Origin of the sequence: Okeania sp. SIO3B5 (genome assembly GCF_010692555.1) — a bacterium.
GTDB lineage: Bacteria > Cyanobacteriota > Cyanobacteriia > Cyanobacteriales > Microcoleaceae > Okeania.
This window is the reverse complement of sequence record NZ_JAAHHG010000067.1, coordinates 1-15654: the sequence shown is the minus strand read 5'-3', so window position 1 is coordinate 15654 and position 15654 is coordinate 1. Positions and strand designations below refer to the sequence as shown.

General features: G+C 34.2%; 10 protein-coding genes. All 10 read left to right on the top strand.

What is annotated here, in order from left to right; translation table 11 throughout:
• The first annotated feature begins 558 nt into the window (after positions 1 to 558).
• The 10 genes from F6K54_RS11970 to F6K54_RS11925 all read left to right on the top strand — a co-directional run bounded on the left by F6K54_RS11970 (position 559) and on the right by F6K54_RS11925 (position 15518).
• Positions 559 to 1938 (top strand): ABC transporter ATP-binding protein, encoded by a 1380-nt coding sequence (locus F6K54_RS11970; protein ID WP_293077715.1) that lies wholly within the window; start codon positions 559 to 561, stop codon positions 1936 to 1938.
• Positions 1939 to 2955: 1017 nt separating this feature from the next.
• Positions 2956 to 5478: a methyltransferase gene (locus tag F6K54_RS11965; RefSeq protein ID WP_293077713.1), complete on the top strand. Its 2523-nt coding sequence runs from the start codon at positions 2956 to 2958 to the stop codon at positions 5476 to 5478.
• 567 nt (positions 5479 to 6045) lie between these two features.
• On the top strand, positions 6046 to 6168 hold the full coding sequence (locus tag F6K54_RS11960) for a hypothetical protein (RefSeq protein WP_293077712.1): 123 nt from the start codon (positions 6046 to 6048) through the stop codon (positions 6166 to 6168).
• A 62-nt stretch (positions 6169 to 6230) separates the two neighbouring features.
• Positions 6231 to 6353, top strand: coding sequence for a hypothetical protein (locus F6K54_RS11955; protein WP_293077710.1), 123 nt, complete (start codon positions 6231 to 6233; stop codon positions 6351 to 6353).
• A 62-nt stretch (positions 6354 to 6415) separates the two neighbouring features.
• On the top strand, positions 6416 to 6538 hold the full coding sequence (locus F6K54_RS11950) for a hypothetical protein (protein ID WP_293077708.1): 123 nt from the start codon (positions 6416 to 6418) through the stop codon (positions 6536 to 6538).
• Between the two features lie 62 nt (positions 6539 to 6600).
• Positions 6601 to 6723, top strand: coding sequence for a hypothetical protein (locus F6K54_RS11945; RefSeq protein WP_293077706.1), 123 nt, complete (start codon positions 6601 to 6603; stop codon positions 6721 to 6723).
• Positions 6724 to 6749: 26 nt separating this feature from the next.
• On the top strand, positions 6750 to 6872 hold the full coding sequence (locus F6K54_RS11940; RefSeq protein WP_293077704.1) for a hypothetical protein: 123 nt from the start codon (positions 6750 to 6752) through the stop codon (positions 6870 to 6872).
• Between the two features lie 322 nt (positions 6873 to 7194).
• Complete coding sequence (locus F6K54_RS11935; protein WP_293077702.1) at positions 7195 to 14841, top strand: glycosyltransferase; 7647 nt, start codon at positions 7195 to 7197, stop codon at positions 14839 to 14841.
• 49 nt (positions 14842 to 14890) lie between these two features.
• Positions 14891 to 15193 carry a glycosyltransferase gene (locus F6K54_RS11930; RefSeq protein WP_293077700.1) on the top strand — a complete coding sequence of 101 codons (303 nt, stop codon included), beginning with the start codon at positions 14891 to 14893 and terminating at the stop codon, positions 15191 to 15193.
• Positions 15194 to 15242: 49 nt separating this feature from the next.
• On the top strand, positions 15243 to 15518 hold the full coding sequence (locus F6K54_RS11925; protein ID WP_293077698.1) for a glycosyltransferase: 276 nt from the start codon (positions 15243 to 15245) through the stop codon (positions 15516 to 15518).
• Positions 15519 to 15654: the final 136 nt, after the last annotated feature.

Below are 15654 nucleotides of genomic sequence, written 5' to 3'. Positions count from 1 at the left end.
AATAGATAGTAATGCTCACTAATACTTTTTCAATAATGAATACTCTCTGAAGACAGAATAATGAATTCTTAAAGTCTCTTCCTCTTCTTTAAATTTAAATAATAAATAAGTCAAAAAAAAAGGAGATATCCCTTTGATAAAAAAGAGAATTTCTGACCTAAAAGCTGGTATTGAAGAGATTAATTATGACTTCTGTGGATCGACAATCCAACGGCTCCTCTACCTGACTCCTGAACTAAGCATTCAGGAGTCAGCCATCAGCCAGCCTCCTCCGGAGGAACTGCGTTAACAGCTATTGCTTTTAGTTTAGGATAAAAGCTTTATTAATTGTCTTACTACAAAAGTTGCTTCCTTTGCTTTTAAAGTCAGTTGTTAATTTAAATACTGTTCTTAAGAAGAAAATATTGTTGCTGTTAACACAGTTCCTCTGTAGGAGGCTAGCTAACAGCTAATAGATGAATACTTACCTCCTGAATTCTAATAAATACCTTAGGTATTTGTAGAAAACATTTATCAATTTGTATTATATATTAAAGATTAATATTTCCCAGAAAATTCATGGCTGAAACTGTAATTTCACTGCAAAATGTTTCTAAATGCTTTAAACGATATCGGCATCCGGTAGACCGTTTAAAAGAAATTCTATTCCCAGGAAAAAGTCGTGCTGATGAATTTTGGGCAGTGCAAAATATAAGTATAGAAATAGAAAGAGGGCATACTTTAGGAATTGTGGGGCGGAATGGTTCGGGAAAAAGTACTCTTCTACAAATAATTGTTGGTACTCTTACACCGACAACTGGAACGGTAAAAGTTCAAGGTAGAGTTTCTGCACTTTTGGAACTTGGGAGTGGATTTAATCCAGAGTTTACAGGTAGGCAAAACGTTTTTTTTAATGGTCAATTATTAGGATTAAAACCATCAGAAATAGAAGAAAAATTTGATAAAATTGCTGGTTTTGCCGACATTGGAGATTTTATTGACGAGCCTGTAAAAACTTATTCTAGTGGAATGTTTATTAGGTTGGGATTTGCTGTAGCGACAAGTGTTGACCCAGATATTTTAGTAGTTGATGAAGCACTTTCGGTGGGAGATGAAGCATTTCAGAGAAAGTGTTTTGCTCGTATTCAAGACATTCAAGAAAGGGGTGGAACAATTTTATTTGTATCTCATGCTGCTTCAACAGTTGTACAACTTTGTGATTCAGCAATTTTGATGGATCATGGTGAAATGTTACTTTATCATGCTCCTAAATATGTGGTATCTAAATATCAGAAATTAATTTATGCTTTTCCTGATAAAATTCCATCAATTAGGGAAGAAATTCGTCAGATTCCTAATTTAACAGTTAAGGATTTCTTGGATGATGAAGAAACAGATGAAAAATCATCTCAATCAGAACAAAGTAGTGAAAATGAAATTTCAGAATCAACAGAATATGAAGAAATTTATGACCCGGAAATGATACCTTCAAATACGATACATTATCCTAATAAAGGTTCGGAAATTATTGACCCTCATATTATTACTTTGGATGGTAAGAGAGTAAATCATTTAATTAATCGTCGAGAATATTACTATACTTATACAGTAAAATTTATTAACTCTACATCTAAAGTTAGGTTTGGAATGTTGATTAAAACTTTGAGTGGATTTGACTTAGGTGGAGCATCATTACATGGTTATACTAAATCAGTAGAATATGTAGAAGCACAGCAGAAAGTTATAGTGAAATTTAAGTTTAAATGTTTGCTAAATCCTGGGGTATATTTTTTAAATGCTGGAGTTGTTGGTATGGCAGGGGACCATCTAACATATTTATCCCGTTGCATTGATATTGCTATGTTTAGAGTGCAGCATTGTAGTGATTCATGTGGTACTGGAGTAGTTGACTTTTTAATAGAACCTAGTTTAAAGATTAAAAATATGACATTTATATAGTAATTATCATGCTGGTTAGGTACAAAATTCGTTTGTTTTAGGCAACAGGCAACAGCTCATCTGGCAACAGGTATTATGCTTATGTATAGCAGAAGGAAAGAGAAATAAGGAAAAGTCTTATTTTGTCTGAATTTTAAATTTTGAACTGTTTTAACCTTTCCTTCGACTGCTATAAAATTAATACGGTACAATACGGTTCAGTTAATAATTTTTTGGTCAAATATGTAATGTAAAAAAAGCTAATTTTTACGTTCTCTATCAGATAAATTTTTGTCTGCTCTAAAACGTATTGAATTACAGTAAAATTATTAATTTTTTTTCTATTTTCTTTTGCGAATTTAATACCCCACCGTCATTTCAGTTATCAGTTATCAGTTAACAGTAACTCCTACTGTTTGCGCAGCATGACCTAGGAAAACAGAAGGCTTAAAATACTGAATTTCCTTTTTTTATCCTCTTTATAAGGAGAAGCTTGAAATCTAATTTTCTGGTCAAAGGGAGTACTTAAAATTGGTAAGCATTTCCTCCGGAATGCTGCGCAAACAGCCGTCAGCCATCAGCTATCAGCTATTGCTTTTAGTTTAGGATAAAAGCAATATTTAATTGTCTTACTACAAAAGTTCACTCCCTTGCGCTTAAAGTCAGTTGTTAATTTAAACACTGTCCTTAAGAAGAGAGTATTGTTGCTGATAGCTGACTGCTATCAGAAATAAAAATGAATGAAGCAAGTACTCGTTTAACTTCTACTAAATTTTCAACTCTATGGAGGGAAATGTAGATGTGGCTCGCACTTACTGCTAAGGTTAAGTAATGGGCAATTACTATTACTGATACTTTGAATTCTATAAAGCTGATAGCTGTTAACGTTTGCGTAGCATTCCGTAGGAAAGTTCCGACCATAGGAGGCTAGCTGACCGCTGTTTGCGCAGCATTCCGCAGGAAATGCTTAAATTTTTCCTTAAGCATAACTTCCTTCTTTATTTGTATTTTTCCAAAACCTAAAACCTATTTAAAAATATGAATCCTGAAAAAAATGAAATAGATAATCAGCTAATTATAGATACATTTATTCAAGACCAAACTAGAAAACCTGAAGAAATGAAGGTAAATATTCATCCACAGGATGAAATGTATCTCTATGCTTTGAAAAATACTGAAGGAAATATTGATGAAGCACTACTACGATATTTTTCTAATGGCAAAAGAATATTAGATGCAGTTAAACAAATTGTAGAATGGCATTTTGATGGCTTTGAAAATATCTCTTCTTTTCTAGATTTTGCCAGTGGTTATGGGCGCTTTAGTAGATTTTTACTTCAGGAAATACCAGCTCATAAAATTTGGATTTCTGATATTTATTCTCAAGCAGTAGAATTTCAAAAAAATTTACTTGGAGTAGAGGGGATAGTTTCAACTAATCATCCTGAAGATTATCAACTAAATCAAACATTTGACTGCATTTTTGCCTGTTCATTTTTTAGTCACACTCCCCAAAAAACTTTTAGTGGTTGGTTAGAAAAGTTATATAGTTTATTGACAGAAAAGGGCATATTAATCTTTAGTACCCATGACTTATCTTTAATGACTATAGAAACAGAAACAGATGCAGAAGAAATTTACTTTACTCCAGAAAGTGAAAGTCTTTTTCTCAACACTGAAAATTATGGAGTTACTTATGTAGGAGAAAAATGGGTAGGTAAAATTATTCATCAAGCAACTAAGGGAAAGGCAAAATGGCATAGGATTAAAAAAGGTCTTTGTGGATATCATGACTTATATATTGTGTGGAACTCAGGAGTCAGGAGACAGGAGACAGGAGACAGGAGGGAGGAATTAGGAGTTAGGAGTCAGAAGGAAGAAGTCTTGATAAATTCAGAAGTTAGAAGTCAAAGTCATAATTCAGAAATTGGAACTCAGAGGTTAGAAGTTGTAGAACAAATAGATGAATTATTGAACTTTTATTGTCATCCTGATGGTGGTTGTAAAAGTATCGAAGTTACATCTACAGGAGATATTTATATAGAAGGATGGGCAGCAGATATTAATGCTGAAGAAAAAGTAGAAGAAGTAGCTATTTTAGTAAATGGAATAAAAGTAAAAAGCTGTTTGCTAAAAGACGAAAGTCAAACCAAAAAATATCAATGGTCATACAGCATTAACAGTGAACATTTATCCCCAGATGACGTTATCTTGGTCAAAATTATTAATAATTTCCATTTAGAGCGAGTTGTTAATATTTCTCCAGTTAATTCCATTGTCTTATTACCACCAAATCACCTGTTACTCAGAATTAGTGGTAACTCCAGTGTTAAAGCTTTTCTTAGTTCATTTGATGACCTCAAATATACAGTAAAAAATTATCTGCAAAAAGCAGGATTTGATTTTCATCAATTTGAGAATATTCTAGATTTTGGCTGTGGAGTAGGACGTTATTTAATGGCATTTAAACCAGAACTTTTGCCCAATCAAAAACTATTTGGTTGTGACGTTTTTCCTGAATGTGCTCAATGGTGTGAAGAAAATATCAAATTTGCCACAGTCAAACAGAATAATATTCAACCTCCATTACCTTTTGAAAATAATCAATTTGACCTAGTCAATGCTGTCTCAGTATTCACACACCTACGTTTAGATTTACAACATCTTTGGGCCTGGGATATTTATCGAGTATTACGCCCTGGTGGAATATTATTTATGACACTTCACGGACCTCAATTTTTTCCGATAGTTTATGATATTTTTCGCACTGGAAATACTCATCAAGCTGAAATGTATAGTATTGGTGAAGAGGGATTATTTTTGTATCTAGACCATCAAGGAGAAGCAGATGGTCAAGGTCAACATACTGTTGCAGCATTACATACACCAGCAGCTTATCAGAAAATATTTTCTATGTTCAAACATATTCAAAGATTTCCTCAAAGTAATATGGCAAATGGGCAAGATTTATATATTTTACAAAAGCCAATTTCTGGTGGTTTAGTTGCTCAACCTCTAAGAAGGAAGGAAGAAGTTATCAAGTCAAAAGTCAAAAGTCAAAAGTCAAAAGCTTTTATAAATTCAAAAGTCAAAAGTCAAAAGTCAAAAGTTATAGAGGAAGAAGTTGAAAATGGGAAAGAGGAAAAAATAAAGAATGAACAAAAAGTTGACCAACTACCTTTATTTGATGGTGGAGAAACTTGGAAATTTGCTGAGAAAATTTTACCGGGTAGTCATAAGTGTCAGACTGAAATTAAATTTCAAATTGAAGGTCAAAAAAGATTTCGAGTTTATCCACAAATAGAACCTATTGCTGCTTATTCAATAGAATGTGAAATTGAGGTGATTAAAAATGAGGATGGAAAAATATTAGTACAAAAAACTATTCCTTTTAATCACAATCATATATTTGGCAAAACTAATTATGTTGTAGTAGAAGTAGAAGTACCCCAGTATTCTGGGGAAGTAGTTGTCAGATTGAATGCTGTAATTACAGATAGAATATCCCTAGCAGCAGAACAGGAAGTAATGGTATCTTGGAATTTTGCTAATTTTGCTTAATATCGAAATAGGGAATAGGGAATAGGGAATAGTAAAGGGGGAGGAAACGCTATATGCAGTAGTAGAAGTAGAAATTCCTCAGTATTATGGAGAAGTAATTCTCAGATTAAATGCTGTAATTACACACCATAATATCTCTAGCATCAAAATAGATAGTGGGAGTTAACTGCCGTCAAACCAGTATCTGGTAATTTGACGAATTTTGTTTAATATAAGGAGAAAAATAAAATGAAATTATATGGAGTAGTAGAAGTAGAAATTCCTCAGTATTATGGAGAAGTAATTCTCAGATTAAATGCTTTCATTAATGGATAATTGATAATGGATAATTGATAATTACCTCTGGTTAAAACCGTTACGGAATTGAATATAAGGAAATATTATTTCTTTTTTTCCCCTTAAAAGGGGAGGCTTTAAACCTGAATTATTTAATTATTAATTAGTTAATTATTCGGTAATTACACACCAGAATATCTCTAGCATCAAAATAGATAGTGGGAGTTAACTGCCGTTAACCCAGTATCTGGTAGTTTGGCAAATTTTGTTTAATATAAGGAGAAAAATCAGATGAAATTATATGGAGTAGTAGAAGTAGAAATTCCTCAGTATTATGGAGAAGTAATTCTCAGATTAAATGCTGTAATTACACACCAGAATATCTCTAGCATCAAAATAGATAGTGGGAGTTAACTGCCGTTAACCCAGTATCTGGTAGTTTGGCAAATTTTGTTGAATATAAGGAGAAAAATCAGATGAAATTATATGCAGTAGTAGCAGTAGAAATTACTCAGTATTCTGGAGAAGTAATTCTCAGATTAAATGCTGTAATTACACACCAGAATATCTCTAGCATCAAAACAGATAGTGGGAGTTAACTGCCGTCAACCCAGTATCTGGTAGTTTGGCAAATTTTGTTGAATATAAGGAGAAAAATCAGATGAAATTATATGGAGTAATAGAAGTAGAAATTCCTCAGTATTATGGAGAAGTAATTCTCAGATTAAATGCTGTAATTACACACCAGAATATCTCTAGCATCAAAACAGATAGTGGGAGTTAACTGCCGTCAACCCAGTATCTGGTAGTTTGGCAAATTTTGTTGAATATAAGGAGAAAAATCAGATGAAATTATATGGAGTAATAGAAGTAGAAATTCCTCAGTATTATGGAGAAGTAGTTGTCAAATTAAATGCTGTAATTACACACCATAATATCTCTAGCATCAAAACAGATAGTGGGAGTTAACTGCCGTTAACCCAGTATCTGGTAGTTTGGCAAATTTTGTTGAATATAAGGAGAAAAATCAGATGAAATTATATGGAGTAATAGAAGTAGAAATTCCTCAGTATTATGGAGAAGTAATTCTCAGATTAAATGCTGTAATTGCTGATTAATTAGGGTTTGCTGAAAAAATCTTATGAGTAAGTGTAGGAGTCAGGAGTCAGGAGTTAGGAGTTAGGAGAAATGGGAACTATAGAGGAAGTAGGATAAAGAATTGCCCCTTAATTTTTTCGCCCTTGTTTCCTAAAAATGCTAACTTTTTGAACCTGAGCAACCTAAAAGCTTGAACTTTTTTCGACCCAAAAAATGCTAAATTCTTTATTTGGCAATGCTTTGATGATTAATCAGCAAACTCTAATTATTAATTATCAATTATCAATTATTTAGTATCTTGGAATTTTGCAAATTTTGTTTAATATAAGGAGAAAAATTTAGATGAAATCAACAGTTTTTATTATTACAGGAATGCACCGTTCGGGAACCTCTTTAACAGCTTCTTTATTTCAGAGTGTAGGGGTAAATATTGGAGAAAATTTAGTAGGGCCGGAGTATGGAAATGTTAGGGGGCATTTTGAAGATATTGAATTTGTGGAACTGCAAAAAGGAATATTAGGTTCCCAAGGTTTGGATGATTTAGGAAGTAATGTTGAAATTACAGAAATTCCTGTTAAGAAACAATATTTAAAAGCAGCTAAACGATTAATTAAAAATCGTGAAGAAAGTCAAGATATAGAAAAAAAAGCTAGAGCTGGAAAAAGCTGGGGATGGAAAGACCCGAGAACAACATTATTTTTAAACTTTTGGTTGGAGTTATTACCAGATGCAAAGTTTATTTTTGTTTATCGTTCGCCGTGGGAAGTAGCAGACTCTCTTTATCGACGAGCTACGGATAAAAAGTTATCGGAAAAGCCAGAAATAGCAGTAAAAATGTGGCTGAATTCTAATCAAAGAATTTTAGATTTTTATCAAAGTTTTTCTGGGCAATGTTTAATAGCAAAGGTTGATAGTATTGGCAAAAATCCTGAAGGTTTTATTCAAGCAGTTAACGATAAATTTGAAGTAGATTTACCAACACCTCCTCCAGGAAATTTTGCAGAATCTTTATTAGTAAAGGATATTATTAAAACCAGTAGGCCTGGGCTCATAGAAAAATATTTCCCAGAAGCGTTAGAGGTTTATCAACAACTAGAAAAAATTGGTTTAGGTGGTAGGGGCGAATCGCGATTCGCCCGTACAGGAGCAGAATTAGTCACAAATGTCCGGAATGATTGCCAATTCTGGGAATTTAAAGACTGGTTGAATATTAGAGGTTTAGAAAAACAAATTAATCTGTTAGAAACAGATGTCAAAAAAAGGCAAGAATTTTTTCGAGAAGCACAGCAAAAAGTAGATAATCTAGAAAAACAACTGGGTGAAACTGAGCAACAACTTGATAGTAGAGAAATTAAGCTCAAAGAGTCTGTTAAAAAGTTAGAGGCACTAGAAACAGAAATAGGAGAAACCCAATCTCTACTGGACGGTAAAGTAACAAAATTACAAGAATCTCAAACCAAAGTTGCTACATTAGAGAGAAAACTAGGACAGACTCAAGCACAATTTGAAGGTGCCAAAATTAAATTAGATGATTCTCAAAAGAAAGTCATTAGATTAGAAATAGCTCTAGGACAAACTCAAGCACAACTCAGTAACTCAGCAACAAGATTTCAAGAAGCTTTAGCAAAAATATTAAGTCTAGAAACAGAACTAGGTAAGACTTTAGTTCAACTGGACGGTACTCAGATCAAATTAACTGAATCTCAGAAAAAATTACTAGGACTGGAAACAGAATTAGGGCAAAGTTTAGTCGAACTAGATAGAAAAAAAATTAGGTTACAAGAATCTCAGCAAAAAATAGAAATATTAGAAACAGAATTAGGTCAAACTCAACAACAACTAGACGGTAATCTAATTAAATTACAAGCATCTCAAACTAAACTTCAACAGTTAGAAACAGAATTTGGGCAAACTCAACAAAAGTTAGATGCTACTCAAATCAAATTATCTGAGTCTCAGAACAAAATAGGAATATTAGAAACAGAATTTGGGCAAACTCAACAAAAGTTAGATGCTACTCAAATCAAATTATCTGAGTCTCAGAACAAAATAGGAATATTAGAAACAGAATTTGGGCAAACTCAACAAAAGTTAGATGCTACTCAAATCAAATTATCTGAGTCTCAGAATAAAATAGGAATATTAGAAACAGAATTTGGGCAAACTCAACAAAAGTTAGATGCTACTCAAATCAAATTATCTGAGTCTCAGAACAAAATAGGAATATTAGAAACAGAATTTGGGCAAACTCAACAGAAATTAGATGCTACTCAAATCAAATTATCTGAGTCTCAGAACAAAATAGGAATATTAGAAACAGATTTAGGGGAAACTCAAACCACTCTTGAACAAACTCAAGCTCAACTAGGGCAAACTCAAACCACCCTGGAACAGACTCAAGCTGAATTGGGAAAAACTCAGACTATCTTGGGGCAAACTCAGACTATCTTGGGGCAAACTCAGACTATCTTGGAGCAAACCGAAATTAATCTAGGGCAAACTCAAGCTCAACTCATAACTCAACACTACGAAAACGAAACTCTCAAGGCAGAAATTTCGGCGATGAAGTCTTCCAAGTTCTGGAAGTTGCGAGAAAAATGGTCTGGGTTAAAACGGAAATTGAGTGGGTTGCAAATGCGCCTCATTTTCTCTATCGACTCTCCGGGGGATTTCCTACGGAATGCTCCGCAAACACGAATCGCCCCTACTTGGAATTTTGCTAGTTCTCAAATAGAAATAGTGGGTTGGTGTTTTCGCAATGCTGGTATGGATATCCAAGCTATTCGTGGGAGAGTGGGAGAAGAAATTTTTGTAGGCAATTACCATATTGAACGACTAGATGTCGCTCAAAAATTTCCAGATATTTCCGCTGCTAAAAATTCTGGTTTCCAAATCCCCCTACAACTCTCCCCAGGAAATTATCAATTAATTCTGGAAGCTCAAGATAAAAAAGGAAAGTGGCATAAATTTGCCTCCTATCCAATATCGGTATCTACAGTGGAGGCAAATTTTGATGCACCTACAAATTGGCAACAACGGGAGGGGGTAATTTTATTTGCGGGTTGGTGTTGCCATCCAGAACAGAAAATTACAAAGTTAGTTCTCAAATGTGGGGATATTTCGGTGGACTGCGCTTATGGTTTGCGTCGAAAGGATGTGGGTGAGGTTTTTCCAGACTTAGTCGGAAGTTCAGATAGTGGGTTTGAAGCAACGGTGGAACTTCCACCCGGAAAACGGGAGGTTGGTTTAGAAGCACATTTAGAAAATGGGGAAATAGTCGGTTTCCCTTGTTCGGAAGTTTTAAAACTAAGACGTTATAGTTTCTGGGAAAAAGCTAAGGATAAGTTGGAGAAATTATCTAAGTTTGCCAAAGCTATTGGGAAACGGACTGCGGAAAGGAAGCAAAGGTTAGGTCGCATCATTCCCTTACCCTCAGAATTACCTGGTATTGCTAGACAAATATTACAGATATATCGACAGCAACAATGGCAAGAAGGAGAATTATTAGCGCCTCCCGGATTTGTGGTGCCAGAAACTGTGGATGTTTATGATGCTTGGTTGGCGGTGAATAATTGGGGCGATCGCTCGGTTGAATATTTAATTGCTCGGTTGGAGGGTTGTCAGACAGTTTTGCCTAAAATTTCTGTGGTTATGCCAGTTTATAATCCACCTGTGGAATTTTTAGACAAGGCAATAGGCAGTGTACTAAACCAAGTGTACCAAAATTGGGAATTTTGCATAGCGGATGATTGTAGTAGTAATCCAAATATTCGGGAATTTCTGACGGAAATAGCTGAGACGGACTCCCGGATTAAGTTAATATTTCGTTCTGAGAATGGAAATATTAGTGCTGCGACGAATTCTGCTGCTGAACTTGCTACGGGAGATTTTATTCTCTTTTTAGATAATGATGATGAACTTACCCCTGATGCTTTGGGGGAGGTGGCTTTATATTTAAGTCAAAATCCAGAGACAGATTTTCTCTATTCGGACGATGACAAAATTAATGTGGAAGGGAAAAGATTCGATCCTCAATTTAAACCGGAATATTCTCCAGAGCTGTTACTTTCCTATATGTATATGGGTCATTTGTGTGTAGTTAGAAGGGAAATTTTTGAGAGAGTTGGAGGTTTAAGAATTGGTTTTGAAGGTTCTCAAGATTATGATTTTGCTTTAAGAGCAACGGAAATTTCTCGTGAAGTTGGGCATTTACCTTTAGTGTTATATCATTGGCGAACTTCTCCAGGTTCTACTGCTATTTCTGGTGGGGAAAAACCGAAAAGTTTTTTAGCAGGTGAAACAGCGGTTCAAGAAAGTTTAAAACGTCGTGGTGTGGAGGGAGATGTTTATCAACCAGATTGGGCAGTGGGAGAAAAGTTAGGGATTTTTAAGGCTATTTTTCCGGACGAAGGTGCTTCGGTGAGTATTATTATTCCGACTAAAAATAAAGTTATTTTATTGAAGGGTTGTATTGAGTCTTTGAAAAAGACAACTTATCAGAATTATCAAGTATTTGTGATTGATAATGAAAGTGATGAGTCTGAGACTTTAGAATATTTGGCAAGTCTGAAAGGTTCATTTTCTGGTTCGGCAAATATATCGGTTCTTTCTATTTCTAATAGTGGGGGTAAGTTTAATTTTGCTGCCATTAATAATCGAGCTGTAGAACAGGTTGATAGTGAATATATTCTATTTTTAAATAATGATACGGAGGTTATTTCTCCTCAGTGGTTAAGTCAAATGATTGGTTATGCACAATTCCCTGGTGTTGGAGCGGTGGGTGCTAAGTTAATTTATCCCGATAAAAGGATTCAACACGCAGGTGTAATTCATGGTTTACATCATGGTTTAGCAGGTCATGCTTTTAAGTTATTACATAGTGAAAATAGGGGTTATCTTTCTCAAGCTTCTGTGTCAAGAAATTATTCGGCGGTAACTGCTGCTTGTATGTTAACTTCTCGACAATTATTTTTAGATTTAGGTGGTTTTGATGAGTCAAATTTTGCCGTTGCTTATAATGATGCTGACTATGGTTATCGACTTTTGGAAAGAGGTTATCGTTCGGTTTATTGTCCAGATGCTGAATTAATTCATAAAGAAGGAACGAGTCGCGGTTATTCTGATAATCCTCAGGAAGAAGCAAATTATCGTCAGAAATATTCTCAGATGGTAGATAGGTTTTATAGTCCTCATTTTTCTCTAGAAAGTGAATTATTTGAAATTCAACCAAGACGGTTTTTTATTAAAAGTCAAAAGTCAAAAGTCAAAAGTCAAAATTTAGAAATTCAAAAGCTAGAAAGTCAACAGCTTTCAAGTCAAAAGTCAAAAGTCAAAAGTCAAAAATTAGGAGCTAGGAATCAGGAGTCAGGAGTCAGGAGTCAGGAGTCAGAATCTCATAATTCTCAGCAAGAATTGCAAATAAATAATCCGGCAAAAGTGGGAAATTCTCAAAATGAACTAGAAATAAATAGTCGGGCAAAAGTTGATGAGTCTCAGCAGAAATCACAAATAAATAATCCAGCAAAAGTTAATGAGTCTCAGCAAGAATCACAAATAAATAATCCGGCACTAGAGACAAATTCTCCAAATCAACCACAAACAAATAGTCCGGCAAAATTTGATGAGTCTCAGCAGAAATCACAAATAAATAACCTGCCAAGAATTGGAAATTTCCCAAAAGAATCACAAATAAATAATCCAGCACTAGAGGTAAATTCTCCCAATCAACCACAAATAAATAGTCCGGCAAAATTTGATGAATCTCAGCAAAAATCACAGATAAATAATCCAGCACTAGAGGTAAATTCTCCAAATCAACCACAAATAAATAGTCCGGCAAAAGTGGGAAATTCTCAAAATGAACTAGAAATAAATAGTCGGGCAAAAGTTGATGAGTCTCAGCAAGAATCACAAATAAATAATCCAGCACTAGAGGTAAATTCTCCCAATCAACCACAAATAAATAGTCCGGCAAAATTTGATGAATCTCAGCAAAAATCACAGAGAAATAATCCAGCACTAGAGGTAAATTCTCCAAATCAACCACAAATAAATAGTCCGGCAAAAGTTAATGAGTTTCAGTCAGAATCACAAATAAATAATCCGGCACTAGAGACAAATTCTCCAAATCAACCACTAATAAATAATCCGGCAAAAGTGGGAAATTCTCAAAATGAACTAGAAATAAATAGTCGGGCAAAAGTTGATGAGTCTCAGCAAGAATCACAAATAAATAATCCAGCACTAGAGACAAATTCTCCAAATCAACCACAAATAAATAGTCCGGCAAAATTTGATGAATCTCAGCAAAAATCACAGATAAATAATCCAGCACTAGAGGTAAATTCTCCCAATCAACCACTAATAAATAATCCGGCAAAAGTGGGAAATTCTCAAAATGAACTAGAAATAAATAGTCGGGCAAAAGTTGATGAGTCTCAGCAAGAATCACAAATAAATAATCCAGCACTAGAGACAAATTCTCCAAATCAACCACAAATAAGTAGTCCGGCAAAAGTGGGAAATTCTCAAAATGAACTAGAAATAAATAGTCGGGCAAAAGTTGATGAGTCTCAGCAAAAATCACAAATAAATAATCCAGCACTAGAGACAAATTCTCCAAATCAACCACAAATAAATAGTCGGGCAAAATTTGATGAGTATCAGCAAAAATCACAAATAAATAATCCAGCACTAGAGACAAATTCTCCAAATCAACCAGAAATAAACGAACTGGTTAATTATAGTGAGGAAAACTTACTCGCTGAGATGAAAGACATTTTTCCCAAAATTAAATTATTGATGTGTAGTAATTCCCTAGATTTGACTGGTGCGCCACTTCATCAATTAGAAATTGCCCTAAAATTGGCAGATGATGGAATTGTTAAACCGATAATTTTTTCTGTCAATGATGGAGAATTGAGAGAAATTTATGAACAGCATAATATTCAGGTAGTTGTTCTAGATAATCCACTAGAACATATTTATCAAAGAAATATTTATGATGAAGCTTTAGCTAGTTTTGCCAAAGAAATAAAAGCACTAAATATTGATGTTATGTATATCAATACTTTAGAAAACTTTTTCATGGTAGATGTAGCTCAAATGTTAAATATTCCCAGTGTCTGGAATGTACATGAAAGTCAACCTTGGCAAACTTATTTTAATCGGTTTGGCACAGAGATAGCTGCTAGAGCATTAGAATGTTTCCGCTATCCTTATCGAGTAATTTTTGTGGCAGATGCTACTCGAAATAAATACCTACCTTTAAATAGTCATCACAATTTTACTGTGGTACATAATGGCTTAGATTTACAATTATTAAAATCCGCAGCTCAGAAATGGTCAAAACAATCGGCAAGGTCAACTTTAGGAGTAAAAAATGATGAAATTGTCATTCTATTATTAGGTACTGTTTGTGAAAGGAAAGGTCAACATGATTTAGTAAAAGCCTTATCATTTATCCCTGAAACAGAAAGTCAAAAAATCAAATGTTTTTTAGTAGGCGATCGCCCAAATCTTTACAGTTTAAAATTACACGAACTTTTGACTGAATTACCAGAAGAAATTCAAGAGCGAGTAGAAATAGTAAAAGAAACTCCTGAAACAGCAAAATATTATCAAGCAGCAGATATATTTGTTTGTACTTCCCGCATCGAGAGTTTCCCCAGAGTCATATTAGAAGCAATGGCTTATGATTTACCCATAATTACTACTCCAGTATTTGGCATTGTTGAACAGGTAAAACCAAATGTTAATGGTTTATTCTATACTCCCGATAATCCAGAAGAATTAGCAAATGTTTTGACATCTTTGTTGATAGATGAAGCATTGCGTCATCGACTCGCAGGTAATTCTAAATATGTACTGGAGTCATTAAATACCTTTGCAGAAATGACAGAAACTTATGGTCAAATCTTCCGCGAAGCATACTTTTCTTTAGACAAATTAGCACAGAGGGATTATGGCACAGATGTACGGATTAATTAGTGGGTTTAATTTTACTAATAATTTCCAATATAGAGTTATATGAGAAGCAATGACTTATGATTTACCCATAATTACTACTCCAGTATTTGGCATTGTTGAACAAGTAAAACCAAATATTAATGGTTTATTCTATACTCCCGATAACTCAGAAGAATTAGCAAATGTTTTGACATCTTTGTTGATAGATGAAGCATTGCGTCATCGACTCGCAGGTAATTCTAAATATGTACTGGAATCATTAAATACTTTTGCCGAAATGACAGAAACTTATGGTCAAATCTTCCGCGAAGCATACTTTTCTTTAGACAAATTAGCACAGAGGGATTATGGCACAGATGTACGGATTAATTAGTGGGTTTAATTTTACTAATAATTTCCAATATAGAGTTATATGAGAAGCAATGACTTATGATTTACCCATAATTACTACTCCAGTATTTGGCATTGTTGAACAGGTAAAACCAAATGTTAATGGTTTATTCTATACTCCCGATAATCCAGAAGAATTAGCAAATGTTTTGACATCTTTGTTGATAGATGAAGCATTGCGTCATCGACTCGCAGGTAATTCTAAATATGTACTGGAATCATTAAATACTTTTGCCGAAATGACAGAAACTTATGGTCAAATCTTCCGCGAAGCATACTTTTGTTTTGACATCTTTGTTGATAGATGAAGCATTGCATCATCGACTCGCAGGTAATTCTAAATATGTACTGGAGTCATTAAATACCTTTGCAGAAATGACAGAAACTTATGGTCAAATCTTCCGCGAAGCATACTTTTCTTTAGACAAATTAGCACAGAGGGAT

Coding starts and splice junctions, on each gene's coding strand:
- F6K54_RS11970 (WP_293077715.1), top strand. CDS start 559: ATGGCTGAAACTGTAATTTCACTGCAAAATGTTTCTAAATGCTTTAAA.
- F6K54_RS11965 (WP_293077713.1), top strand. CDS start 2,956: ATGAATCCTGAAAAAAATGAAATAGATAATCAGCTAATTATAGATACA.
- F6K54_RS11960 (WP_293077712.1), top strand. CDS start 6,046: ATGAAATTATATGGAGTAGTAGAAGTAGAAATTCCTCAGTATTATGGA.
- F6K54_RS11955 (WP_293077710.1), top strand. CDS start 6,231: ATGAAATTATATGCAGTAGTAGCAGTAGAAATTACTCAGTATTCTGGA.
- F6K54_RS11950 (WP_293077708.1), top strand. CDS start 6,416: ATGAAATTATATGGAGTAATAGAAGTAGAAATTCCTCAGTATTATGGA.
- F6K54_RS11945 (WP_293077706.1), top strand. CDS start 6,601: ATGAAATTATATGGAGTAATAGAAGTAGAAATTCCTCAGTATTATGGA.
- F6K54_RS11935 (WP_293077702.1), top strand. CDS start 7,195: ATGAAATCAACAGTTTTTATTATTACAGGAATGCACCGTTCGGGAACC.
- F6K54_RS11930 (WP_293077700.1), top strand. CDS start 14,891: ATGACTTATGATTTACCCATAATTACTACTCCAGTATTTGGCATTGTT.
- F6K54_RS11925 (WP_293077698.1), top strand. CDS start 15,243: ATGACTTATGATTTACCCATAATTACTACTCCAGTATTTGGCATTGTT.